The organism is Vibrio sp. D401a (genome assembly GCF_030248515.1).
Classification (GTDB): Bacteria; Pseudomonadota; Gammaproteobacteria; order Enterobacterales; family Vibrionaceae; genus Vibrio; species Vibrio rotiferianus.
This window is the reverse complement of the sequence record NZ_JAHGAI010000043.1, coordinates 82,539-105,649: the sequence shown is the minus strand read 5'-3', so window position 1 is coordinate 105,649 and position 23,111 is coordinate 82,539. Positions and strand designations below refer to the sequence as shown.

The 23,111-nt window shown below is 42.7% G+C and carries 25 protein-coding genes; 11 read left to right on the top strand and 14 right to left on the bottom strand.

The annotated features are described in order from the left end of the window. Positions 1 to 41: 41 nt before the first annotated feature. The gene (locus KIV41_RS17865) at positions 42 to 1,313 is read right to left on the bottom strand and encodes a HAMP domain-containing sensor histidine kinase (protein ID WP_285337221.1); all 1,272 of its coding nucleotides are present in this window, start codon (positions 1,311 to 1,313) and stop codon (positions 42 to 44) included. Then, positions 1,306 to 1,980, bottom strand: coding sequence for a response regulator transcription factor (locus KIV41_RS17860; protein WP_010452098.1), 675 nt, complete (start codon positions 1,978 to 1,980; stop codon positions 1,306 to 1,308). The genes KIV41_RS17865 and KIV41_RS17860 overlap by 8 nt, the downstream gene beginning before the upstream one ends. A 308-nt stretch (positions 1,981 to 2,288) precedes the next feature. Between KIV41_RS17860 and KIV41_RS17855 the strand changes: the two genes are divergently transcribed. Continuing rightward, a complete protein-coding gene (locus KIV41_RS17855) occupies positions 2,289 to 3,848 on the top strand; it encodes a methyl-accepting chemotaxis protein (protein WP_285337219.1) in 1,560 nt (519 codons plus the stop codon). A 73-nt stretch (positions 3,849 to 3,921) separates the two neighbouring features. On the opposite strand, the gene KIV41_RS17850 is transcribed toward KIV41_RS17855, so the two are convergent. Both KIV41_RS17850 and KIV41_RS17845 read right to left on the bottom strand, forming a co-directional pair. Continuing rightward, complete coding sequence (locus KIV41_RS17850) at positions 3,922 to 5,415, bottom strand: AGE family epimerase/isomerase (protein WP_285337217.1); 1,494 nt, start codon at positions 5,413 to 5,415, stop codon at positions 3,922 to 3,924. A 99-nt stretch (positions 5,416 to 5,514) separates the two neighbouring features. Next, positions 5,515 to 6,060: a sugar O-acetyltransferase gene (locus KIV41_RS17845; RefSeq protein WP_285337215.1), complete on the bottom strand. Its 546-nt coding sequence runs from the start codon at positions 6,058 to 6,060 to the stop codon at positions 5,515 to 5,517. A 284-nt stretch (positions 6,061 to 6,344) separates the two neighbouring features. Between KIV41_RS17845 and KIV41_RS17840 the strand changes: the two genes are divergently transcribed. Together KIV41_RS17840 and KIV41_RS17835 are read left to right on the top strand one after the other, a co-directional pair. After that, positions 6,345 to 7,490: an AI-2E family transporter gene (locus tag KIV41_RS17840; protein WP_285337213.1), complete on the top strand. Its 1,146-nt coding sequence runs from the start codon at positions 6,345 to 6,347 to the stop codon at positions 7,488 to 7,490. A gap of 153 nt (positions 7,491 to 7,643) precedes the next feature. Continuing rightward, a complete protein-coding gene (locus KIV41_RS17835) occupies positions 7,644 to 8,180 on the top strand; it encodes a hypothetical protein (RefSeq protein ID WP_285337211.1) in 537 nt (178 codons plus the stop codon). A 121-nt stretch (positions 8,181 to 8,301) separates the two neighbouring features. Here the strand turns inward: KIV41_RS17835 and KIV41_RS17830 are convergent, their stop codons facing one another. The 8 genes from KIV41_RS17830 to KIV41_RS17795 all read right to left on the bottom strand — a co-directional run bounded on the left by KIV41_RS17830 (position 8,302) and on the right by KIV41_RS17795 (position 14,661). Next, the gene (locus KIV41_RS17830) at positions 8,302 to 8,631 is read right to left on the bottom strand and encodes a cytochrome c (RefSeq protein ID WP_285337209.1); all 330 of its coding nucleotides are present in this window, start codon (positions 8,629 to 8,631) and stop codon (positions 8,302 to 8,304) included. A 2-nt stretch (positions 8,632 to 8,633) separates the two neighbouring features. After that, positions 8,634 to 9,110 carry a TlpA disulfide reductase family protein gene (locus KIV41_RS17825; protein WP_045385027.1) on the bottom strand — a complete coding sequence of 159 codons (477 nt, stop codon included), beginning with the start codon at positions 9,108 to 9,110 and terminating at the stop codon, positions 8,634 to 8,636. Further along, positions 9,103 to 9,672, bottom strand: coding sequence for an SCO family protein (locus KIV41_RS17820; RefSeq protein WP_285337207.1), 570 nt, complete (start codon positions 9,670 to 9,672; stop codon positions 9,103 to 9,105). Before KIV41_RS17820 ends, KIV41_RS17825 begins: the two co-directional genes overlap by 8 nt. 11 nt (positions 9,673 to 9,683) lie before the next feature. Beyond that, positions 9,684 to 10,778, bottom strand: coding sequence for a YncE family protein (locus KIV41_RS17815; protein ID WP_285337205.1), 1,095 nt, complete (start codon positions 10,776 to 10,778; stop codon positions 9,684 to 9,686). 110 nt (positions 10,779 to 10,888) lie between these two features. Beyond that, the gene (locus tag KIV41_RS17810) at positions 10,889 to 12,547 is read right to left on the bottom strand and encodes a DUF1566 domain-containing protein (protein WP_010452076.1); all 1,659 of its coding nucleotides are present in this window, start codon (positions 12,545 to 12,547) and stop codon (positions 10,889 to 10,891) included. After that, positions 12,548 to 13,159: a NapC/NirT family cytochrome c gene (locus tag KIV41_RS17805; protein ID WP_010452073.1), complete on the bottom strand. Its 612-nt coding sequence runs from the start codon at positions 13,157 to 13,159 to the stop codon at positions 12,548 to 12,550. An 8-nt stretch (positions 13,160 to 13,167) separates the two neighbouring features. After that, entirely contained in the window at positions 13,168 to 13,638 is a 471-nt protein-coding gene (locus KIV41_RS17800) for a copper chaperone PCu(A)C (RefSeq protein ID WP_038883926.1), read from the bottom strand. Between the two features lie 24 nt (positions 13,639 to 13,662). Continuing rightward, a complete protein-coding gene (locus tag KIV41_RS17795; protein WP_285337202.1) occupies positions 13,663 to 14,661 on the bottom strand; it encodes a porin in 999 nt (332 codons plus the stop codon). A gap of 218 nt (positions 14,662 to 14,879) precedes the next feature. On the opposite strand from KIV41_RS17795, the gene KIV41_RS17790 reads away from it, so the two are divergent. From KIV41_RS17790 to KIV41_RS17780, 3 genes are all read left to right on the top strand, one after another. After that, positions 14,880 to 15,782 (top strand): LysR family transcriptional regulator, encoded by a 903-nt coding sequence (locus tag KIV41_RS17790; RefSeq protein ID WP_009697488.1) that lies wholly within the window; start codon positions 14,880 to 14,882, stop codon positions 15,780 to 15,782. Positions 15,783 to 15,982: 200 nt separating this feature from the next. After that, complete coding sequence (locus KIV41_RS17785; protein ID WP_285337200.1) at positions 15,983 to 17,365, top strand: hypothetical protein; 1,383 nt, start codon at positions 15,983 to 15,985, stop codon at positions 17,363 to 17,365. A gap of 373 nt (positions 17,366 to 17,738) precedes the next feature. Next, on the top strand, positions 17,739 to 19,073 hold the full coding sequence (locus tag KIV41_RS17780) for a diguanylate cyclase (protein WP_285337198.1): 1,335 nt from the start codon (positions 17,739 to 17,741) through the stop codon (positions 19,071 to 19,073). Here the strand turns inward: KIV41_RS17780 and KIV41_RS17775 are convergent. Further along, on the bottom strand, positions 19,059 to 19,520 hold the full coding sequence (locus KIV41_RS17775; RefSeq protein WP_252042849.1) for a DUF6795 domain-containing protein: 462 nt from the start codon (positions 19,518 to 19,520) through the stop codon (positions 19,059 to 19,061). The two genes, KIV41_RS17780 and KIV41_RS17775, sit on opposite strands and share 15 nt — an antisense overlap. A 360-nt stretch (positions 19,521 to 19,880) precedes the next feature. Here KIV41_RS17775 and KIV41_RS17770 point away from each other — a divergent pair, with 360 nt between their 5' ends. The 4 genes from KIV41_RS17770 (at position 19,881) to KIV41_RS17755 (ending at position 21,540) form a co-directional block, all read left to right on the top strand. Continuing rightward, a complete protein-coding gene (locus tag KIV41_RS17770; RefSeq protein WP_071234431.1) occupies positions 19,881 to 20,231 on the top strand; it encodes a DUF3147 family protein in 351 nt (116 codons plus the stop codon). 243 nt (positions 20,232 to 20,474) lie between these two features. Then, the gene (locus KIV41_RS17765; protein ID WP_252042848.1) at positions 20,475 to 20,747 is read left to right on the top strand and encodes a DUF3601 domain-containing protein; all 273 of its coding nucleotides are present in this window, start codon (positions 20,475 to 20,477) and stop codon (positions 20,745 to 20,747) included. Positions 20,748 to 20,777: 30 nt separating this feature from the next. Further along, a complete protein-coding gene (locus KIV41_RS17760) occupies positions 20,778 to 21,110 on the top strand; it encodes a hypothetical protein (RefSeq protein WP_252042847.1) in 333 nt (110 codons plus the stop codon). Between the two features lie 10 nt (positions 21,111 to 21,120). Next, entirely contained in the window at positions 21,121 to 21,540 is a 420-nt protein-coding gene (locus KIV41_RS17755) for a hypothetical protein (protein ID WP_285337197.1), read from the top strand. 17 nt (positions 21,541 to 21,557) lie between these two features. Here the strand turns inward: KIV41_RS17755 and KIV41_RS17750 are convergent, their stop codons facing one another. Then, positions 21,558 to 22,388 carry an AraC family transcriptional regulator gene (locus KIV41_RS17750; protein ID WP_252042846.1) on the bottom strand — a complete coding sequence of 277 codons (831 nt, stop codon included), beginning with the start codon at positions 22,386 to 22,388 and terminating at the stop codon, positions 21,558 to 21,560. Positions 22,389 to 22,497: 109 nt separating this feature from the next. Here KIV41_RS17750 and KIV41_RS17745 point away from each other — a divergent pair, with 109 nt between their 5' ends. Then, on the top strand, positions 22,498 to 22,974 hold the full coding sequence (locus tag KIV41_RS17745; RefSeq protein ID WP_138956225.1) for a YHS domain-containing (seleno)protein: 477 nt from the start codon (positions 22,498 to 22,500) through the stop codon (positions 22,972 to 22,974). Positions 22,975 to 23,111: the final 137 nt, after the last annotated feature.

Sequence of the window (23,111 nt, the reverse complement as noted above, 5' to 3'; positions counted from 1 at the left end):
AATGCTTATATTTGAGCCTAAACATAATGCATGAGAGGTTATCAATCGGTTATCGACGCAGATAAATCGACTATCGCAGTCGCTGAGCCAGCCTTGTAGGTTAGAGAAAACAAGTGGTTGCGATTTGAACAAATTTTCTCAACTAAGTACAAGCCATAGCCGTATGATTCGTTATCGGTACTTTGCTCTTGTTGCTCGACTGGATTGCTGATGGTCACAACGCCTTTGTGGTGATGAATAGTAATGATGCCATCGATACTGTGTTGAAGTGCATTTCTCAATAAATTAACCAGAATTAAATATACTGCGCCATAGTTATCTGTGACGATGCACTCTTCATCTAATTCCGTTTCTATAGAGAGTTTTGTTTCACGCCCCATGAGTAAGTATTCGTTGTCTTTTATGACATTTTCGATAACGTCTGAAAGATGTATTTCTGTATATTCAAGGGGTTGAGCGTCTTTCTTCGAGAGCCAAAGTAGTGTCTTTACGAGGATGTTCATATTCTTAATCGCGTAGTCGATTCTATGATTAACTTTGGTAACTTTCGGGCTTGTGTCGAGCCTTTCTACTAGTTCCACGCTGGATGATATGATCGCAATAGGCGTTCGTAGCTCATGACTCATCGTATTTAAGAAGAACTCCTCCTTATCAATAAGTTCTTTTTGCTTCTGATTACTTTCTTGGTAGCCTTTAGCAATGGCTATCATTTCTCGATATTTGATTTTGTCATCGGGAATGGCTTTGCTTGGTGTATCCAACCAGCTGGACAGTGCTCGAACTGGACTTAGCAGAGTGCGATAAATCAGAATGAAAATGATGGTGAAACTGAAAAGCACGGCGCAGGATATGATGATGATAAGGGAGGTGTTCGCGACAACGATGGTCTCATCGTAGCGCATTTCTTCCTCTATACTCTCTTGGTACTCCGAGACTATATATAAATAACCGCGCTGGTTTTGTAGTTCGTACTTTAATGCATAAGCGTAAATCCTTTGTTTCTCATCATTGTGTAGTGAACGTTCGTGTAGTTTGCCTGGTTGCATCTTTGCCCAAGGAAATCCTTTCTTGAGATACAGCGGAATGTCATCGATAGCACTGTAAGTTGCAATGATTTTACTATGCGTATCTTTTGCTAATGATTGTTCCAGATTATGCTCTTCAATAAACTTACCTTGGTAGATCATCATATTACGCGTATCAACACTAATGGCATTACCTAACACCATATAGTTTAGGGCACAGATAAGTAATAAAACAATTACAAGAAAAGCAGTGATAAAAAGGTAAATTCTTTTCTTCAGACTAGGCATCGCCTTGCCCTCGTAATACAAAACCGACTCTAGGAACACTGTGAATTAACGGTCTAGAAAAAGGCTTATCCACACTTTGCCTTAACTTGTGCATTTGGACCTTCAAGTTGTTGGCATTGGTTTCGTCACCCCAAACCTCTTGTTGAAGAGTCTCTTTTGTGACGACTTTTGGGCTGTGTTTCGCAAGTGTCACCAGTAGTTTCCAGCCAAGCGGTGATAGTGTTAATTCGTTGCCGTCTCGATGTGCTTTATGGGTACTGAGATCTAATTTGAGATCATCAACCTGAATAATATTTGAGACACAATTGGTACGTCGTTTTGATAATGCTTTTAAGCGAGCACTGAGTTCTGCCATGGCGAATGGCTTAGTGATGTAATCATCAGTTCCTGAGTCAAAACCTTGGAGCTTATCATTGAGTGAGTCCCTTGCTGTCATCATCAAAATCGACGTGTTAATGCCATTTTCTCTTAGCTGCTGACAGACAGTGAAGCCATTGAGCTTTGGCAGCATAATATCCAAGACAATCACGTCATACTCATTTTGCGTTGCTAGATTAAGTCCCGTTTGTCCGTTATAAGCAAAGTCGCATTCAATGCCATCAAGTGATAGATAGTCGCTTAGTGAGGCTGCTAAAACTTTGTCGTCTTCGATCAGTAGTACAAGCATAAATAACCAAATTACACAGAGTGCTAATGTTTGGATCCTAGCACACTAGTGGTTACCGAACGGTTAGCTAATCTACTTTGGAGCGAATACACGGAAACTTACTCAGCTTTCAAATTCTAAAAGTGTGATATTTATATAATTAATCACCAATTTTATTAAAGTTGTTGCATTTTCTTCAGATAAAGTAACTGAACATTTACATCTAACGTCGGGTCTTCGATGGCTTGGCTTTCAGTTGTCAGTATCAAAGTGCAAGGCTTAAACACCCCTGTAGATGGACATTAATAAATTGCGTTGAGACAATCAGAATGAAGAGAATAATCCTATTAGCCGTTTGTGCCATGTTTGGCATTGCTGTCATGGCGAGTATGGCGTCGACCTATCTTATATCCAGTCAAAAAATAGATGACATCATCTTACACAAATCTCAAGTTCAAGCAGAGTTCCTAGCTGAAAATGCGGGTTATATTCTAGAGAACTCACAACAGCCATTAGAAGATCTACAAGCCCTTGTTGACGGGTTAAAGCAACGTTCAGATGTTAGCTATGCGATTGTGATTGATAGCAATGTTACGGCGGTTGCACACAGTGACAAGCAGAAGCTCAACAAAACATACGAAGATGATTACACGGTCGAAGGAGCAACGAAAGGCGTTCAGCAATATTCCAAGTGGTATGCGGATGTACAAGAGGTGTGGGTATTCGACATTATGGCGCCAATCTATTTAAATGGTCAGCTGTATGGCACATTCGATATCGGTATTCCAATTACTGAAGTAAGCCAGGCGACTAATGGCATCATTGCCTATCAGCTTGGCTCAATGGTTGTCATATTCGTGCTGTGTGTTGTTGTGCTCTCATTATTATTGGGCAAACTGATGCAACCTCTATCGGTGCTTAAGAATGCATTAAATGACATTTCACAAGGCGATGGTGATTTAACGGTCCGCTTGCCGATTAAGGGAAATGATGAAGTCGCGCAAATATCATCGGCATTTAATTTATTTGTTGAAAAGGTACATGGCATTATCTCTCAAGTCGTCAACACTGGGGTCGAACTTAATGGTTCAGCCATCGCGCTTCGAGAGCAGTCACTACAAGCTCTTTCGCGAGGCCAAGAGCAAAATGAACAAACAATGCTGGTGGTCACTTCTATGAACGAAATGATCGCAACGGTAAATGAAATTGCATCAAACGCAGCGGGCGCAGCCGGGGCGGCTAGTACAGCGACTGACGAGACGCAAGCGGGATATCAAACGCTCCAAAGAACTACAACGGCGATCAGCAATCTTGAAACAGAGATGAATAGTACGTCTAGCATTATTGTTAGCTTAGCTGATAACACACAGTCGATCGGCACTATTCTAGAGGTAATTCGAGGGATCTCTGAGCAAACGAACTTATTGGCGCTAAATGCAGCGATTGAGGCAGCGCGTGCGGGAGATGCTGGCAGAGGTTTTGCAGTTGTTGCGGATGAGGTTCGTAACCTTGCAACAAAAACCGCTCAGTCAACGGACGAGATTGATTCAATGATCAGCCGCTTACAAACAGAAGCACAGAATGCGGTGAACTCAATGAGCAACAGTAAAGCGTTGATAGAAGAGGGAACCACGGAAACGGAGTTGGCTCGACAGGCATTAGAAGCGATTTCTAAGCAAGTAATGACCATCCTTGACATCAATACCCAAGTTGCGACAGCGACGGAGCAGCAATCGACCGTGGCTAACGAGATCAACATGAACATGGATACAGTGAGTAACTCAGTTAAGCATGGCTTAAATGCGAGTCAGCAACTAGAGCAATCAAGCCAACAATTGGCCGAGCTTTCTCAAACCCTCGACCGCTATGTCGGTGCGTTCAAAATCTAACTAGCGTGAGGAAACAAAAGGCGACCAGTAGGTCGCCTTTTTTGTTGGCTAGTAGGTGATGGATTAAGAACGACTAGGGAGTAATTCCTGTAAACGTTACCGCTTGGCGCTTACCGTCGTCTATTAAACCAACGTGTTTTACCTTACCCTTGAAATAGTATGGAGTGAAGCTTGGCATTGGCTTCTGTTCATTCGCATAGTATAAGGTGATCGGTTGATGGTTTAACGCACCAGATGTTAGCGTGCCGATTAACGCGTGTTCAAACTGATGATAACCATTGCCCCAATGGAACGCTTTGGTTGATTTTGGTTCGAGGCCAATGCCTCCATATTGATGATCGACCCATGCATCCATAAAGGTGCGAGTGGTGTATGGTAGTACGTTTCCAACCTTGCTATCTAGGATGGCAAGTGTCATTGCAGACTGGTCGAGCTCAGCCCACTCCCATGAAGAACTGCCATTAGAGTATGGCCGACTTTGCCACGCTGGAATTGCTTTGTTCGCCCATTCGTTTTGTAGTTCCGCAGAGAAGTAGTCGCTGACGGGGTCAAATGGGAACTGATATTCGGCACGTTCCAGAGTGGTTCTCATTCCTTCTATAGCAAACTGCTGCCAATCAGATGCTTGCAACTGTTCGCCAACGAGATAAGTCATCCAATACGCTTTGATCGTATGACCAAAGTCGTTGTGCTTAGCGTTGGGTTGCATTACCGCTTTATGATGAATAGCACCGTAGAAGCGCTGTTCCTGATCTGAGTGATAGTGCTCAACTAAGGTGTTAGTTAACCACTTAAGATCATTTAGCCATTGTGTTTTGTAAGGCTCAGGAAGAAGAGGCGCGACCAAAAGCATATAGCCATTAATTTGGTCCAGTTGCGCGACCAACTCATGCTGCTTTGCACTCTGTTCATCGCCATCTTCCAATACCCAAGCTAGGCCAACTTCATCGTTCACTTTGTAATTATCGAAGATAAACTTTTGCTGTTCGATAAGCACTTTCTCTACGTTTGGATCTCGTGTCAGGTAGTAATACATCGCTAGCCCAACGAGGGCATAAGCTTGGTCTTGTGACGTACGTTGCGTCCACTTTAAGCCCACTTGTTTGTTTTGCGTAAATGAGACAAAGCCGCCGTGCTCTTTATCTTGCAATTCGTTGATAAGGTAATATGCCCCTTTCTTAGCAAGCTCAAGAGCCTGTGTGTCCCCAGTTAGGTGATAAAGTACCCCATAAGCGTACGTTTGGCGTGACTTCATACGGGTGTATTCACGACCAAAGTGAGGAGTAATCCAGCCACGGTTTAATTCAGGGCAAACATTTTCCGTATCTAGCTTGCGGCCGTCGTTGCAACGGAAAGTAGGGAAGTTCCCAATAGGATCCCCGTAGGCTTTCTCATCCATCCAATATGGGGCTAATCCCTTTTTGACGTGGTTCAACCAAGCCTGAGTTGATGGGAAGCTCGTTGATATCGTTCTTTCTGGAATAGCGTTTTCACCTGTTGCCGCAAATGACAGCGTACTGGTGGCGAGGGAAAGCGCTACTATTAACGACTTTGTCGAAAAGTCCATAAAGCAAGTCCTTGAAAGAAAAGAAAGAGTATATCGGTAGATACCCTATACAAACCGTTGAACTAGTCGGGTTTTCAATTCGTTAGAATGATAAGGTTATCAACCGTTTTTAATGGAGCGGGCAGGATTTCCGACGACGCGATCTCCGGCTGCAACATCTTTGGTTACCACGGAGCCAGCTCCTACAACAGCTTCTTCTCCGATGGTTACTCCTGGCATGATGATGGCACCGCCTCCAACCCATACTTTGTCTTTGATTGTCACTGGCTTGGCCGTTTCATCTCCAGCAAGGCGTTGCTCGGTTTCTAAAGCATGTGCAGCGGTATAGATTTGAACTCGTGGACCAATCATCACGTTCGCACCAATAGCGACCTTCCCATTATCTAATATGATCGCATCCCAGTTGATATAGCTATTTTTTCCAATGGTTAGGTGGCAGCCGTAGGTTAGTTGCAGTGGCGCTTGGATACATGCTCCTTCACCTAAGCTCACCCCCATACTAGTCAGTAGTGCATGACGTTTTTCTGCGTCTGATTCATGATTGAATTTGAAGATCAATGCAGAAGTACTATCACGCATCATCTGAAGCTCTTTGTCCAAGCAGTTATACATCTCACCTGAACGCATACGATTAAGTTCTGACATGTTTGCCCTTAAAGCTAAATAGTGCAATTGCACACAAATATAAAGCTTTGAGAGCGTTAACTAAAATCCAAACAGAGAAAACCCGAATACCATCACCAAATTCAATTTATTCGGTACTTGACGCAACGAAACCGTGGAATATACGGGAGGGTGTACTAGGTTATATAGATGCGTACAAGCGTATTGGGCAGACTGGCTTCTGAGGTGTATTTAATATTCGTTCGAAGCTTTCTGTAATTAAAGCATCAAATGCTTCGGATTCGCTAGATGGGAGAAATCAAGCTTTGAGTAACTCAAATGAAAATCTAGAGAAAGTTCTCGCGAAAGCTCTTACTACTTCATTGATTAGGTTTTCAGTAACGACACTTATCGTTATTGTCTGTTGGTGGGCGTTCTTACCCTTTCTGCCTATCTTGCTTTGGGCTCTCGTACTGGCAATCGCACTCTATCCAATCAAATTATTGATAGAAAGAAAGTTCAGTTTGAGTTCTTCTCGATCAGCAACATTGATTGCCATTGTCGGAGTGTTGCTCCTCGGTACACCGACAGCAATGGTTGGTAACTCGTTTGCTTCTAAGACGCTTGGTGCCCTTGAGTCGTATCGAGATGGTACGTTGGTTGTTTCCAAACCAGCAGACAGTGTGAAAAGCTGGCCCTTGGTCGGTGAGAAAGTTCATGCGGTTTGGTATGAAGCCGCAGATGATTTGCCAACTTTTATTGAGAAGCGTCAGCCGCAGATTAAGACCTTCTTTAGCTGGTTTGTGGATAGTGCGACAGGCGCAGCGAAAAGCATGTTTATGTTGATTGGTGCGATTATTATCGCAGGTATTATGTTGGCCTGGGAACAACCTGCAGCAAAATCGATACGTAAGATTTTCATTAGCTTTACTGATGAAGTCAGAGGGCCAGACTTGCATGAGCTCACTACTGCAACCATCAGGCAAGTTGCAGTGGGTATTATTGGTATCGCTTTCTTAACAGCAATGGCATTTGGTGGCGTTGTTGCATTATCAGGCGTACCTGCTGCGGCTTTGTTTACGCTTATCGCATTAGTCTTCGCTATCGTTCAGCTTCCGGTCACCATCATTGCTTTGGTCGCAGTCGGCTTATTGTGGGCGGGGGATAGTGGCACGGTTCATAACGTCATCTTTACCATCTTACTGATCGCCGCTAGTTTAATTGATAACTTCTTAAAGCCATTGATACTGGGTCGTGGTTTAGATGTCCCCATGCCGATTGTTCTAATTGGTGCAGTTGGCGGCATGATGTCTGGTGGTATTCTTGGCATGTTCATCGGTGCGGCATTCTTAGCGGCTGGTTATCAAGTGTTTATGAAGTGGGTAGACACGGAGACTAAAGACGTTGCCGAAATCATTGAAAATACAAGCGTTAGAGAAGAGAAAAAAGAAGCAGCAGAGCCCAAAAACTAAGTTCATATCAAATTGGAAGCTAGGTAGCGGGATAGTACAAGCGAATGTGAAGTGAGCTTGAAAATATCTTGCTATACGCCGATTTAAGTTTCACTCAATGAGCTCGATGATCCATATTCTAATATCATACTTTTAAAGTTGGACGGTAAGAATATGAAAAGTCTACCTCTAATATTACTCTGCATTGCCGTCAGTGCGTGCGCTGAGTATAAAAAGGGCGTACCCGAGTCATCAAGCGGTAATGCGCTTAAGACTCAATTGGCCGCCTCCACTCATGAGCTATATGCAGAGGCCAATGAGCTTTATGAACAAGGTCGGATTTTAGATGCAGTTACCAAGCTAGAAGTCGCTGTTGAAAGAGGGGACGAGTATTGCCGTGAGCTTTTAGGTCTTATTTTACTACGAGAGCCATCAGTTCAAAATATAGCTCGTGGATTCTCGTTGATGTCGGAAGCGGCTCAAGGTGGTCTTGCTAGCGCTCAGTTTTATTTGGGGTCATGTCTATATGACGATGGCTGCTACTTACCGGAAAACAAAACACTATCCGCGTACTATCTTTCTCAAGCTTTTGAAAATGGGGAAGTGGGTGCAGAGATGTTGTTAGGTTTTTTGGAAGATGAACTTGGAGAGGTAAAACTCAGCCCAAAGGAACTTGAAAGTATGTTAGAGCAATACAAAAACAATCTCTAAGCACAGCGTAGAGCAACTTGTTGTGAATGGGGTAAGTAATTAAAAAGTTTAGAAGAGGTTGAACAGTATGAATTCCAAAAGACGGTCTTGTTATGGACCGTCTTTTTTGGGGTATCAGTCCCTAAGGGTTTCCAATTGCGCTCAGGTATTTAGCCATAAGGCGAATCTCTTCATCCGTGTAGTGTTCCATTGCTACCTCCATGGTCATGAATAAGCCGTTTTTACGTTTTTTCATCTTGTAATCTTTCATTTGATTGAAGAGGTAAAGTTCGTTTTGTCCACCGATTTTCGGGTACATAGGCATCACGGGCTCATTTCCGGTCTCACCATGGCACGTAGCGCAGCCACCTTTCCCTGGGGCGATGTAAAGCGCTTTGCCTTTATCACTTTCAGTGCTGGCAAAAGCAGAAAAGCTGATGGAGACAATAAGTAAAATAAGCATGCATTTCATGATTACAGCTCCTCTCTTAAGCAAGTTAGCCAGTCTTGAATCACTTCGGGTGATTGCTTGATATACCCAGAATAACGAAACTTGGTTTCACCATTAATCACTACCAATGTGGCTGGTAATCCTTGAAAACCGAGCGCGTGAATTGCTCCCATATCTGGTTCAATGGTTTTCGGTAAGTGATGAACACCCAATTTAGAAAAACGCTCTTCGATGGCCGGAAGATTATCCCCAATGTGTACTGTTTCAATACTAAAATTTTCGTTATTCGCTATGCTGTCGAGCGCAGGCAACTCCTTTAAACAAGGAGGGCACCAAACCGCCCATAGATTGACCAAGCTTACTGGGCTTTTTAACTCGGTAAGCTGATAAGTCGCGTTTTCTAGTGTAAACCCATCTGGGGTGGTGCATTCTTTTGCTGTTATCGAGAAGCTCAAGCATAACGTTACGCTAACCAGTGCAAGTGAGGTCCATTTATTCATTGATATACCTCTTCAAACTTTGACCGATTTTTACACCACCTTCGCCAAAACCAAATACATCGATAAGCTCTCTGTCTGGTCCGTAAAGGTAGATGTAGGCAGAGTGGTAAACTTCATATTGTTTTGGGAGAGGGGGATAAATCGGCTTGCCTTCAAGAGAGTAGCCATAGGTTGCTTTCATACTCTTTGCTATTGCTTTGATCTGATCTTGAGTTCCGGTTAATCCAACCATTTTGGGATCAAAGTACTTTACATACATGTCCAAGTTTTCAACGGTATCGCGGTTAGGATCAACAGAGATAAAGATTGGCGTAACCTTATCGGCCTCCTCTTTTAACGAATTCACCGCGGTCGCTAAATCGATAACAGTGGTGGGGCAAATGTCTGGGCAACTGGTGTAACCTATACCCATTAATAGGAATTTCCCGTGCCAATTTTTCTCGGTCACAGTACCTAAGGTATTCTCTTGCAGTTCAAACTTTAAAGGTTTAGCCGCGGCGCTAAAACTCAGCAAGCATGCCGCTAGAAAAGCATAGATAGTATAGGAAGTTTGTCGTCTCATTGTTCGTTCCTTTAGTGACATACAGTATTTGTAATGCCCATTGCTAGCAGGTGGGGCTTGGCGAGCTTGGTGTCGATCTCTTTCAACACCTTTTTGGTGCGGATGTCGTACACGAACAGTTTTGAAGAGCCTTCTTGCGTTGCAAACAGCGTCTTTGAGTCTGAAACCACAACTACTTCTCGCAAGTCATTTTTTAACGAGACTGATTGAACTGGTGTATTGGTCGAAAGCTCAAAAATGTCCAGAGCTCCCTTTGATTCAATGATGCCCATTGTCTCTATCCAACCAGTACGAATAGACTTTGGAGCCCCAGTAAGCTTGAGTTCTTTGACAACTTCACCTCCCCAAGATTCGATAACTTGCGCTTGACCACTTTCACTGGCAAGAACAATATATTCAGAATCTGAACTCACGTAGGGACGCCAAGGTTGTGAGTCGAAATGGAAGGTGTTGAATTCCATTTCCATAGAGAGATCCCAAACAACCACGGAATTATCTTTATATTGGGAGGTAAGTGCTAAGCGTGCGTCTGGTGACAAAGTCAGTTCAGATACGTTACCTTCGCCGACATTGATATAGCTTCTTTGACCATCGTGATTACGATAAATAAGTGTTTTTCCTGACTTGCTTTCTGAAACATACAAGTTGTAGCCGCCGTTATCAAAGTTCATGCTAAACGGCGATTTGATGTCGGTAATCGTGGCGGTGTATTCACGTTTTAGCGGTTTAATAATGTCTATGCGATCCTTCATTGCCACTGCCAGTTGGGCTTCATCAGCATGAAAGGTAATTTCTGTAGGAACACTTTCCATCTCCATCTGCCAGTGTGTTTTTTTAACTAAGTCGTAGACGAAGACGGTTGGTGTTTGTCCGTCGATGTAGACGAGAACGTCTTGTACGTCTGACACTTCAAGATGAATCGGTTTTGCCTTGAGTTCGATCTGGTCTGTGTAGGAAAACGTAAAGGTGTCAATAACGGCGACGTTTTTTGAGTCATCGTCAGAAATGAATGCCCAACGAGCACCATCATCATATCGACCTTCGATATCGGCGTACGCAGAAAAGGTAAGCAAAGAGGTAAGTAGGGGAATTAAAATCTTGTTCATAGTAACCTCGAACAATAGAAAGCATCATCGCAATCGAGCCATAAATGATTTTTGGGGCGACATTCTTGGTGTGGAAGTAAAGAAGCCCTCAAGAGGGCTTCATTGAAAAACTAAGGGTTGCGAACACAGCGAGTATAGAACTCGGAGTCTTTTGACATACCGAAGCCTTGTCCTGTCAAATAGCCATGTGCCCAACCTTCGTTATCACCCGTAAATCTCAAATCCAATTGCTCAGGCGTTTGGTTTTTCTTACGAGCCGATAACGGTCTTACGTGAAGCGTAGGGCCGGCAACATCAGAGGTACTGGTCCAGAAGAATGACTTCACTGGTGTGTTCGGGAAAAACTCTTCATCAATAGCTGGAGAAACTTTGTTGTAGTTTACAATTGAGTTCATCTCCTTGATATCTGGAGTGCGCCAGTCATCATAGCCAGCATATTCTAAGTCTTGGCAGTACTTCAGAGAGTCATCGAACTTGCGTTTCACATAATCAATGTTTTGCTGCCACATTCGATTGGTCACTTTTTCTGTGACTGTACCGTCACCGTTATCCACGTATTGCATGTTGTGGTATGCGGCGTCGTTATCCGCGCGAACACAGCGAACTAGCTTGGTTGAAGCGGTATGTTGACCCATGATATGAGCATCAGGGAAGCCTACGTGCCAAACGTGATCGTGACGGTCAGAAACAGGGAACGTCCAAATACCAGAGTTTTGACGAGGCATGTTCAAGAACACATCGGTATTAATAGCCGGACGGAACTCACCCATGTCAGCTATGGAGAATAGCTCTTTCATTAACGGGAAGCGCCAATCTGTGTAACCATCGATTTCTAGGTTTGCGCAGTATTCTTTACCTTCCACGGCCGTCATCCAGATTCGGGAGGAATCACGTTCCCACATCAGCTGGGTATTGTTGTCCAGAACGACTTTCCCTGATTCAGAGATAGTGTAACTAGGCTCATTACCTTGATAGTCAGAATCTTCGCCAAAGGTGTCAGTAAAGTTCTGAATTTGACCTGTTTCTGGCAACTTGAAACCTTTAGGTGCAGGCATTCCGATGCCAGTAATAAACTCTTCCTTTTCAATCGGCTTGACGCGTTGACCAGAAACATAAGCCGCTACATCACGGTAGTCTTGGTCTGACAACATCTTAGCGTAAGGCATCATGATGCCTGCTAATGCACCGTTTGTACGTTTGCCGTCGCGGTAGGCAATCATCTGTTCATAGATGTACGTTGGCATTTGGCCTTTCAATGGCGGGAAGTTTTTCTGAGTTGATGCGCCTTGTTCTCCATGACAGGCTTTACAGGTTCTGTCGTAAGTTTCTTTTCCGCGTTTAAACTCTTCACTTTCCAGTACATCCGGCATTGGGTTGTACTTCATTTTTTGCGCGCCAAGAAGGATCGCGGTCGATGCCATATCACGAGGCGGGTTAGCGTAAACGATCTCTTTCATTTGAGAAGAGATACCTGCGTGGCGCTCATTATCCATAGAGAACCATTGGTCTAAGAACCATTGCGGATCAAAGCCTTCAAGCTTAGGGCTCAGCGTTTCAGGCACTTCCTCTTTTGCTGGTCGGTGGCAACCGAGGTAACAACCAAACACGATACGTTTTGCTGCTTTTAGGTCCTTAGGTGATTTCTTTAAATCTTCAAAAGTTCGATTAATGGTGTAATCACCGTATCCATTATCGATGTCTTCTGCTGCTAAAGTGCTACCAGCCAATGCTAAGCTGATGGCAAGTGTCAATGCGGATGAATGTTTCATTTATAAGCCCTCAGTTGCCGCCAAATTACGAATTCGTTCTTCATCACGTAAACGCATCTCACGCTTTAAGTTAGGGTGGGCGATATCGTAGTGGCAGCTCGAACACTTCCAAGATGGATCGTTAGCTTTGTTGTTAAATGCAAGGTTATGAGAAAAGTCCGATGCAGGTGAGTTTTCGTCCGCACCTTGAGCGCGCTCTTCCAAGCCTCGGTGGCAATTGATACAGCCTGAGTCATAAACATACTCACCACGTTTAGGGTGAAGTTCTTCATAATCAAGCGATTCCATACCCAGCACAAACTCTCCCCATAGGTGGCGAGTTCCGGATGTTCCTTTTACCCAAAGCTCTTCGACAATATTCGATTTCGGCAGGTGACAATCGATACAATCTGCGACAAAACCATGTTGGTTATTACCGCCATGTATCGATTGAGAAAACGTTTCAGCCATTGGTTTCATCGTATGGCATGACGCACAAAATTCATTGGTACTGAATACATGCAGAACTTCGGTCGCAGGGAGTGCTGAGATCAAACCAATACCGATGCCGACTGCGACAATGGCAAGTTTAACCGAACGTTTCACTTGTTTAATTTGCTCAATAATTTTCATCATCTCACCTACATTTTATGCTTCGGGGGAAAGTCAGAAGATTTAAGAACGTTCGCTTCACATTGTTGGTCTGAAAGGTAGGTCAGCCATAAGTTGACCGTGTACTTTTCACCGGCGAGTGGGCGCTTCTTGAGGTCCATTAACATAAAGTGCGTTCCACCGCGTTCTAGTTTGGTCACCGTGTTCTTTTTGAGGAACAGTTTCGGAAAACGCTGCATCTTCATCACGCCATCTTTCATAATGGTGTTGTGCATCTGAACCTCATTGGTAAGCTCGGGTATTTCCGCTCCTAGAATGGCTTCCGGAGAAGGGAGTCTCAGTGCTTTTACTTCTTCGTCTTCAGTAAAGGTCGCATTAAAAAACAGTCCGGTTTTGTTGACGCCTGGAGCGGGTTCAACGATGACACAGTCGGTAATAGAGACACCTGCATAGGCTTGAGCTGCGCAGAGTAAGCTCAACGTAGTGAATAGCTTTTTCATCTGTTAGATCCTTAGCACAAGGCGTTAAAACTTGAAGTGGAGGCCGATGTTAATGTTGTCATTTCGGTTTTCACCGTTGTTGTTCGCCGGGTCATTGGTTGCTGAATCTTCAGCGTACTCAGCGACTTCAATATAGGTAGAGAACTGTTGACTAAAGGCATAGTTGAGACTTGCTAGGTAAAGCGTTTGGCTATCTTTATCGAAATCATCGAACGCTTTGTGTTGAGCTCCCAGCTTAAAGGTCAGCTTATCTAGAGAGTATTTACCTGAGATACCATATACCGCGCTGTCGCCTTGGGGGTCGTCGTAATTCAGCTCAATGAGGCCACCAAGGAAGAAGTTATCCCAAGTGTAAGAAGACGACAGAGCGTAACGAACGTAGTCATCGTTTTGATGCCCTGGCATTTGTTTCTCGTCGACTTGGGCACGATTCAGTACCAGATCGAAGTTATCAGTCACATACAATAAGCGCAGACCAAGAATATCAATGTCTTCTCCATTGCTATTGTCAGGGCTTATGACCGCGACTTTTGCGTACACACCGTTCCATTTGGGTGTCATATAGGCAAGTTGATTGTCGCCAGATTTTGCTTGACGAAATAAAGCTGCATTACTTGAACGGTGCATATTGTTGCTTTCAAAAATGTCTACATGAGAGTAGAGATCTCTATAGGTGCCAGTGGTCCCGTTACCGAAGTAGATGCCGCCGAAATCTTTGGTTACTAGAATTAAGTTTGCTTCGCTAACGCGGGTATCGAAGTCTTGCTCCTCTGTAACCTTTTGAGTTAAATCTTCAGAATACTCAGCTTCTAGGTTATAGATAACACGCAAAAGATCAGCATCATGTTTACCTTTGATGCCTGCATTAGCGCGATGAATTTCTGACTGATAATCTTGTCCCGCTTCCCAGCGTACTTGCCCTAAAATATCGCCATAAAAGTTGGGTGCTTCAAAGGTTGTTGCCGCGACAGGCGTGGTACACAAAGCGAGTGTGGAAAATAGTAAAGAGTGTTTTAACTGCATGAATAGACCTACTCTAAGGTGGTAGTTATGAAAAGTTGTGTCGAATTATATAGAGTTGTTCTTTTGGCAATACGCGAGTAGGAAATAGCAGCAATTCAGAAACTGAATAGCAGAGTTGAGATCAAATAAAGGGTAGATATTTTTTTACTTACAGTGATGAACAGAGAAAATTTACATAATAGTCAGTAATATCTTAGAGACACGATTAGGAGCTAAACATGGATATCGAAGCCGTTAAAATGTTCTCTGTTTTGGCTAAAAAATTAAACTACACCGAAACAGCAAAAGCACTCGATGTAAGCCAACCGACATTAAGCCGAAAAATCAAAGCATTAGAAGAAAGCTTAAATGTTACTTTGGTTCATAGGAGAGGGAGCAGTATTAGTCTTACGCCACAAGGCGAAACGTTTTTAGAGTCGGCAGGTCAAATTCTAGATCTTATCGACCACACTGTAGAAAAGCTTCATGTTGAACGTAAAGGTGTTAGCGGTCTACTACGTATAGGCTGTTTGCACCCGATGGCGAGGTTTTTAACAAAAAGCTTCTTACCGGATTTCCACGAAAAGTATCCGAATATTCACATTCATTTCCATACATTGACGCCAAATACTTTGAGCTTATTTGAAGATGTAGATTTGATGATTGCCCCGTTTTTACCGAATGATGAGTCAGTCGTATGCAGAAAAGCCTCTCGATTTACGCGGTGTTGCTATGCCTCACCAAAGTACATTCAAAAACGTGGAGAACCTAAATATGTTCATGATTTAGAGCTACACCAATGTATTACTCACACGAACACACCAGGTCAGGAAAGATATTGGAATCTGACGAATGAGAGCGGAGAAAAGCGCCAAATTGAAGTGACAGGTGATATGACGACTAACTCAATCGACATCGCGATTAATTTGGCTCAAGAGGGGTTTGGTATTGGTTTAATTCCTGATAACCAGGTGCGTGAACAAGTTCGTTGCGGCGAGCTCATTAAGTTGTTCAATGGCACATGGTATGAGGAAGGTACACTCTATATTTTATACAAACAGAGCATACATACGCCGAAGCGCTTTAAGGTGTTTATTGAAGAGTTTGAAGTTTTTCATGAACAATGGGGATTACAAAACTGATTTCTCGGGATTTTCAGTGCAAGTGTCGAGAGTATAATCAATCCTTGGAACCAATCGCACAAACTTGAGCCTAGAAAAGTAACTGACAATTTATAAACGATAATATTGATCCTTACTGCCAGTATAGGATTAAACATTCGTGATTTTAATGTGTTACAAGGCACAAATCCGCAACGAGCCTGGCCAATTTAATAAGGAAGATGGCTGGTATGCTTAAGTTGAGAGATGCAAATGTACTGCTTATTAAAGAGTTCGCAAATAAAAATATCAGTATATCGAGTCTCTTACTCTCCCTAGGAATTCGTCAGCATAAAATAGTGCACTTGAACTCACCGACAGAAGCGCTTAATCGGAGTTTCCACCAGCAGTTTGATATCTTGATATGTGATCAGAGCTTTCGAAACGGCCAGGTAAAATCTCAGGACTTAATTTATGAGCTAAAGAAGGCTAACGCCGTAGATGAGCGTTCTACTATTGTCATGGATTGTAAAAGAGGGTTCGTCCGCGATAGATCTTATTATTTGGCTGATGTCCACATTACTCCAGACGATAACCAACAAGATATCAGCGACCTCATCCGTAAGGTGTTCAAGAAAAAAAATAAAGTCTGGCCTTTATTACAAACCGAAAACCTAGATAGCCACAATGATATTGAAAAGCGCTATCAGTTTTTTGAACGCCATTATATCGACTATCAGCATGACTTGCGGCTCAATCGAGCAAATCATCATCTACTAAATCGAGAGCTCAAGCAGGCGTCTGAGCTCTATGGCGTTCTAATCAAAGAGGGGGGTAAACGTGACTCTTCTGTTGAAATTAGTTTATTTCTCAATACATTGGTTTTAAATGGCCAAACGGAAGAAGCGCTCGAACTGTATGAAAAGTTTGACTCAACTCGATTTCAACTAGGCCAACCTTTTGAGGAAATTGGTAGCCTATTGTTACTAAAAAGTGGCCATGTCAAACAAGCTTATCAGCTGGCTGCTCGATCTGGCCTCCAGTGGGGACTAAGTCGAGTACAGCATCAAATACTGGCATTGTTCGCCATTGGTTTAGGAAAATATGAAGATGCGCTTGTTCACTTTTCTTCAGACCTAAATGCAGCAAAACAAATCAATCAAAATGTTGTTCATAGCACCCTGAATTATTTGTTTGCGTTACTTATGGTGTGGATGAGAAGTGAAGAAGGGCGAATATTATATGAAAAGAAGTTTGCTCGGGTTCTTAATGAAGTATCCCGTTTAAAAATGAATGAGAGTGAAACTCTGCATTTCACTCTCATTCAACTTCATGCTGACTTTCTTAAGGGGGAGCGCCAAAATGCTGAAGCATCGCTGGATGCTTTTGTACGTAAGTTGGACAAAGCCAACGATATAGGAAAAATTCACGCGTTGTTCTTGTCTACAGGTTTATCTGACCAAGAAAATCTAGCGCAAATCTTTGACCATATTAAACATAATGACAGCGTATTCATGTTTGATCCTCTGCCCTCACTATGCGCAGCATTAGTTAAACACATCGACTTTCAAGAGTTTGCTAAAGAAATGAAGCGTTTCCATAGAACAGAGCTCTCTGAATCATGAGTAGATTTAAAAATAGAAATCGCTTGTTTTCTAAGCAAGTAGGCGGGTTGTTTTTTGCCGTGACGATTAAATTTGTTAATTAACAAATTCGATCGTATCGATCAATCTGTTCGATCGATAGAAGTTAACGATTATGAGATAAAAAATATTTGCCGTAACGATACCTTTTGATCATCGACTCATATTCATTTAGGCGTATAATTCGCATTCCTTTTGCCTATCGAATGTAAGTGCTTTATTTGGAAAGGCATTAATATATACCTAAGTCATTTTCGCTGAACTAAGCGTCTAGAAATTACTTGGGTATCAAGCTAAACGGATTTTAAGACATAAATTAAGGATATGGAGAACCAGCTGGATTAGGATAGTTGAAATGAGTAGAACTTTTAAAGTGGTATTGATGTTCTTGTTAATAATATTTACCGAACTGCTTGCTACAAGACTCAGCGCTATCAACAACCAAAATGAAACCGAAAAAGTGATTAACGCTATCAACAAAGAGATGAAAGTTATTTTTAATGATGCGTTGATTACCGCTGAGGTTGTGAGAGAAATGGTTATCCTTTCAGATGATGACTCAATATCTCAAGAAGCATTTAATAAACTAAGCCGAACATTGCTCCTTACTTATCGAAATGTTGATGCGTTGCTTTACTTACCAAAAGGTATTGTCGCATTGGTATATCCTTATGAGTCGCAAAAACTGGCCATCGGCCATAACGTTTTAAAAGACCAAAATAGAAAGGTTGGCGCTGCTCAATCGATTGACTGCAAGAAAAATACAATTATTGGGCCGGTAAAACTTGTCCAAAATGGTAAACAAGCATTTATTCTACGTAAGGGAATTTCAAATGAAGCGGGGTTTATTGGATTCTCTTCATCTGTTATCTACTTAGAATCCATATTAGCTTCACTAGAAGAGATACTGAGCGCCAACAACATCAAGAACTACTCAGTAGTTGGATACGATCCTGATAGCTCAAATTATTACGATAAAGTGATCAGTTCAAAAGGACAGAACGATGGTAACGCTTATACGGGAATAGTGAATATCTTCAATACTAATTGGCAGCTCTCCATAACATCCAACGATACTGGTATCACGCCAAGGTTAGTTATCTTTTTGACATTGTTTTCGGTACTGCTCGTCATCACGACATCTGTTAAATACTTTAATAAGTATCGCCATTCAGAAAAGCAACGTAGTGATTTACAAAATGAAGCCCAAACAGATTACCTGACGGGGTTGCTTAACCGACGAGGACTTGAAAGTAAGTTCGAAGCATTAAAAGCAGAAAATCCTGCTGGCGCAATTGCTGTACTTGATATCGATTTCTTTAAGCGTATTAACGATTCCCATGGTCATGAGGTTGGAGACCAGGTACTGGCGCATTTTTCCAAATTATGTAGCGCTAACATAAGCTCTGATTATTCTTTGGCACGCACGGGAGGCGAGGAGTTTATACTTTTAATGCCACATGTTGACGAGGAGCAAGCAATACTGTGCTGTGAGAGAATTCGACAAGAGGTCGCGCAAACATCTGTAGTTATCCATGAGTTAAATATTGATATTACAGTGAGCATTGGTATCACAAGCTTTAGTGGTTTTGACACTGTGCAAGGTGCACTCGCTGATGCAGACCGCGCTCTATATCAAGCAAAGAATTTAGGACGAGATCGAGTGCATTGTTTCCTAACTATCATATAAGTCTGAATCCATGTAGCCGCGCAGTTCGCACTGGCTATTGACGTAATAATCATCGTTTCCATTTTCATCAATAGAGAATGCAAAATACTTGAGTGGGTTCGTGATATCGCAAGCCAGACTTTTCATGTTTTGTATCAGATAGTCTTCTAAATCAAACCCGTCGTAGGAGCCTTCCCAAATGACCGCTCTGTTCTCAGAGTTGAGTTCCGCAGACACAACTATCGTTACATAGTGCTCAACCAGTGGTATGTTCAATAGAGGTGTTTTTTCTGAAACTGGGGCAAAACTAAACTGACCATCATGGTTAGTGAGCGTAGTAAAATCCAAGCATTTGTTATAAGCGCTTAACCCAATATTGAGAAAGACACATACATCGCCAATAGGTTCACCGTTATTCGTTAATCTACCATTAATTTGTGGCGAGTATTTTTGTTCACCTTTTTTCATCAGCGACCTTTTGAAAGTTTATAGAAGCGCGAACAGGTTAACTTCATCCCAATAACTATTGAATCATCCGCCAAATCTTAGCGGATATAATACTGCCACCGTGTGTTGATTATTCGGTGGTGTGTCTTTGTTTCGATCGGAAAGGTGTATATTGTGTAATCTTCAAGCTTGAAAGTTACATTACGAAAATCTTTGACATACCGTTAGAGGGTGTTTTTGTCGCTATCTTGTCCTACGGAGTTTGTCGTTTTACCTGATGTCTGAGAAGACTCACAGATATTAGGTTATCAGCTTGTAAACAAAGCCTTGTTTTGGTTTAACTTTAAGAGCGGAGCGATAGTGAATTGAAGGTGCAATACAATGCTATGGATAGTGACCAAGTACTTAACCACGGCGGCAATCGTCGTATTAATTTCTGAAGTGGCGAAAAGAAGTGACAAACTTGGTGCTTTGGTTGCTGCCTTACCAACGGTGACTATTCTGGCTCTGGTATGGATGTATATTGAAGGTCAGGGGACAGAGAAACTGTCCAACCACGCTTTCTATACGTTTTGGTTTGTCGTGCCGACGCTGCCAATGTTTTTACTCTTCCCATATTTGCTAACCAAATACTCCTTTTGGCTGACGCTATTAATCAGCTGCGTAGTATCGGTGGCTTGTTTTGCTTTGACAAACTTAATAGCAAAGCAATTCGGAATCAATTTGCTGTGACAAAGTTTTTTCTGGCTTCCAACCAGACATACCAACGTTTACCTCAATAGATTCGCAATCTGCTGTGATAAAGCGTGAAACAAATGCAACGCTCGCTGATAAGAACACAAGCGCATCGCACTTCAACCATCGACTTCTACAATGACCCGAAACATACGGTATTTGTAGGCTTCGTTGTTAGCGGTTAGGTCTTAGGATTGCTTATATTAGGTTGAATGCAAAAGGATAGGATCGTTGAGGAAAATGAACAACACTTGTCAAAATAAGAGCTTTGGTGTTTTACATCCTGGTGTTCGCTACCGAATCAAAAAAGAATTTTATGATTATAACGGTGAGCGGTATCAAGTTGATGAGGAAATGGTGTTTATTGACCATAACTTCGTTCCTTATGAAAGTGGTTTATCACTTTTTTTCCGAACACATAACCGAGAGCTTCAGATCATGCTTTGCAGTCTGGAGGGCTTTCAACAACACATCGTTCATGATCTAGATGCTTATTTTAAACGTCAGCAATAAATTTAATTAAAGGTGAACTGGAAAACCAAAATGATTTGTGAAGATTGTTCGGATGCCGCGAGAAAAATAAACAACCCTAAAGATTTGGCGAATGCAATCTGCTTTCTCAATGAAAGAACGGAGGCTAAAGCGCTTAAATACTTGGGTTACGGCAGTTGGGGTGAGCCTTTTTCTCAGATGGCAAAGCGGAAAGGGTGGAGTGATTTAATCTGTAACTACTTTGCCTGTCGAACCTGTGGTCAAGTATTCAATCTATATGCTGAAACCTACCACGGCTCGGGAGGAGCCATCGCCGCGATTGATTCGATTACAGGAAAGCTGTTTGTCGATGAATTTGTCATTTCTCAGATTGACGAGGATTGAAAAGCATAAGATGCTGTTGTTTGCCCTTATCTTGCTCTTTACGGTTTTATCAGTGCTTGGCTCGGTGGTAGGAACTTGTACTCAGGGAGACGATAGTCGTTTTTTCAGCTCTGCCAGTTATGTCGCTCTGACGTTGGTAATACTCATACCTTATTTGTTACGTGGCACTCAAAACTCGTTCTGGCGGCGAGTTTACGCTGTTGTAGGCATTATTGCGTCAGGCGTGATCTGTTGGTTTTGGTTTCCTTTTATTGTGGAAACCACGCTAATTGGGCATCATTTGTGCGGCAATGAGTTCGACCATTACCCCGACCGCCACCTCATGATTGAACGTATGATTCCTTTACTTCATGTATTGTCATCGATTTTTATCGCACTGTCATGCGTCGTGAAGTATTGGCGTGGTTTGAGATTTTCCCAATACCTTTAATGGCTGATTTGAGTCTTTTACTCACTTTCATCCCTTTGCTCCTGCAACCAGAGACGTGGTGACATTCCAGAGACACTTTGAAAAGCGCGGGAGAAGCCAGAATAGCTACTGTAACCGACGTCATCGGAAACCCAGTTGAGTGGCTTATTTTGCAGAAGCAAAGACTGAGCTACAGATATGCGCCATTTTTGAACGTAATCTCCAGGCGTTTCCCCAACCACTTGTTTAAAGGTCTCAATAAACTGTGTGCGCGACATTGCCGCGTTAGATGCCATCTCGCTTAGACTCAAATGGCGGGCAGGTAGCTGATGAATGATAGTCATTACAGCTGCAAGTCGTGGATGGGCAAGAGCCGCAAATAGCCCGTGCTCTATTTGATGTTCCTCAATCAAATAGCGAAAGATCAACGCCATTAAGGCATCGCTCAATTTACCCAGTAAGTACTCTTGACCAACTGAGCTTTCACTCGCTTCTCGAGATAGCATCTCTAATACTGGTGTTAGATTAGGAGCTGCATGGAAAGGTATTACTATCGCGTCCGGCAAAGCGGATAGCAATGGGTTTATCTGGCTACCTATATAATCCACATTGGCACAAACTAACTCGGTTTCTTCTGTTCCTTCTATCCTGTGAGGGGTAGTATTTGGCAAATAAACAACGCAAGGTTGTGTAAGTCGCTTTGGTTGTTCTCCTGCACACGTTAGGGTTAACTCTCCAGCGTTTAATACATGTAGATGACCTCGGTTATGTTGTTCCGGCTTGAATGACGAGACACCGCATAAATGCCCAGAATAGAACACGCCTGTACGTATTGAGAAGTGCTCCATCAACTGTGATAACAAGTCCATTTTGGCTCCGAACGATTTGCGTACTTTTTTGGTCTTTAGTCCCTCTATAGACCGGATTAGTTAGCTAACTTATTCACACAAGGTAAACAAACATAGAAAGGAGCTTACTATGTCACGCATTAAATCAACGGGTCGAAAACTCTCTTTAATGGCCGCTTTAATCGGAAGCAGTTTTTCACTGATGGCCGCAGATGTGGGCATGAGCGTTGATGCTAATGATCTTGCAATCAAGGGATATGACCCAGTTGCGTACTTTACAGATAATGGCGCAGTGCAAGGTAAAGCTGAGTATTCAGCCACGTATAACAACGCAATCTATCACTTTGCCAACGCTGCAAACCGTGAACAGTTTAAATCAGACCCACAAGCCTATGCACCGCAATATGGTGGTTACTGTGCATTTGGCGTTGCAATGGGTAAGAAGTTTGAAACCGATCCCGAGGCATGGAAGATAGAAGGTGGCAAACTCTACTTAAACTTGGATAAATCGGTACAGAAGCGCTGGCTAGAAGATACACAGGGCTTTATTCAAGATGCCAACACCAACTGGACAACGATCAAAGTTGTCGACGCAGATAAGCTGTAACTGACGTCGTTTTTACTCTTTCCTCATGTACTCAAGGCGAACCAATTGGTTCGCCTTTGTGCGATGGGTCGAAGGAACTGAACGTTTATAAGTTGATATTTACCCAAGTTAGAAGCGATACATTTGTCACGAAAATT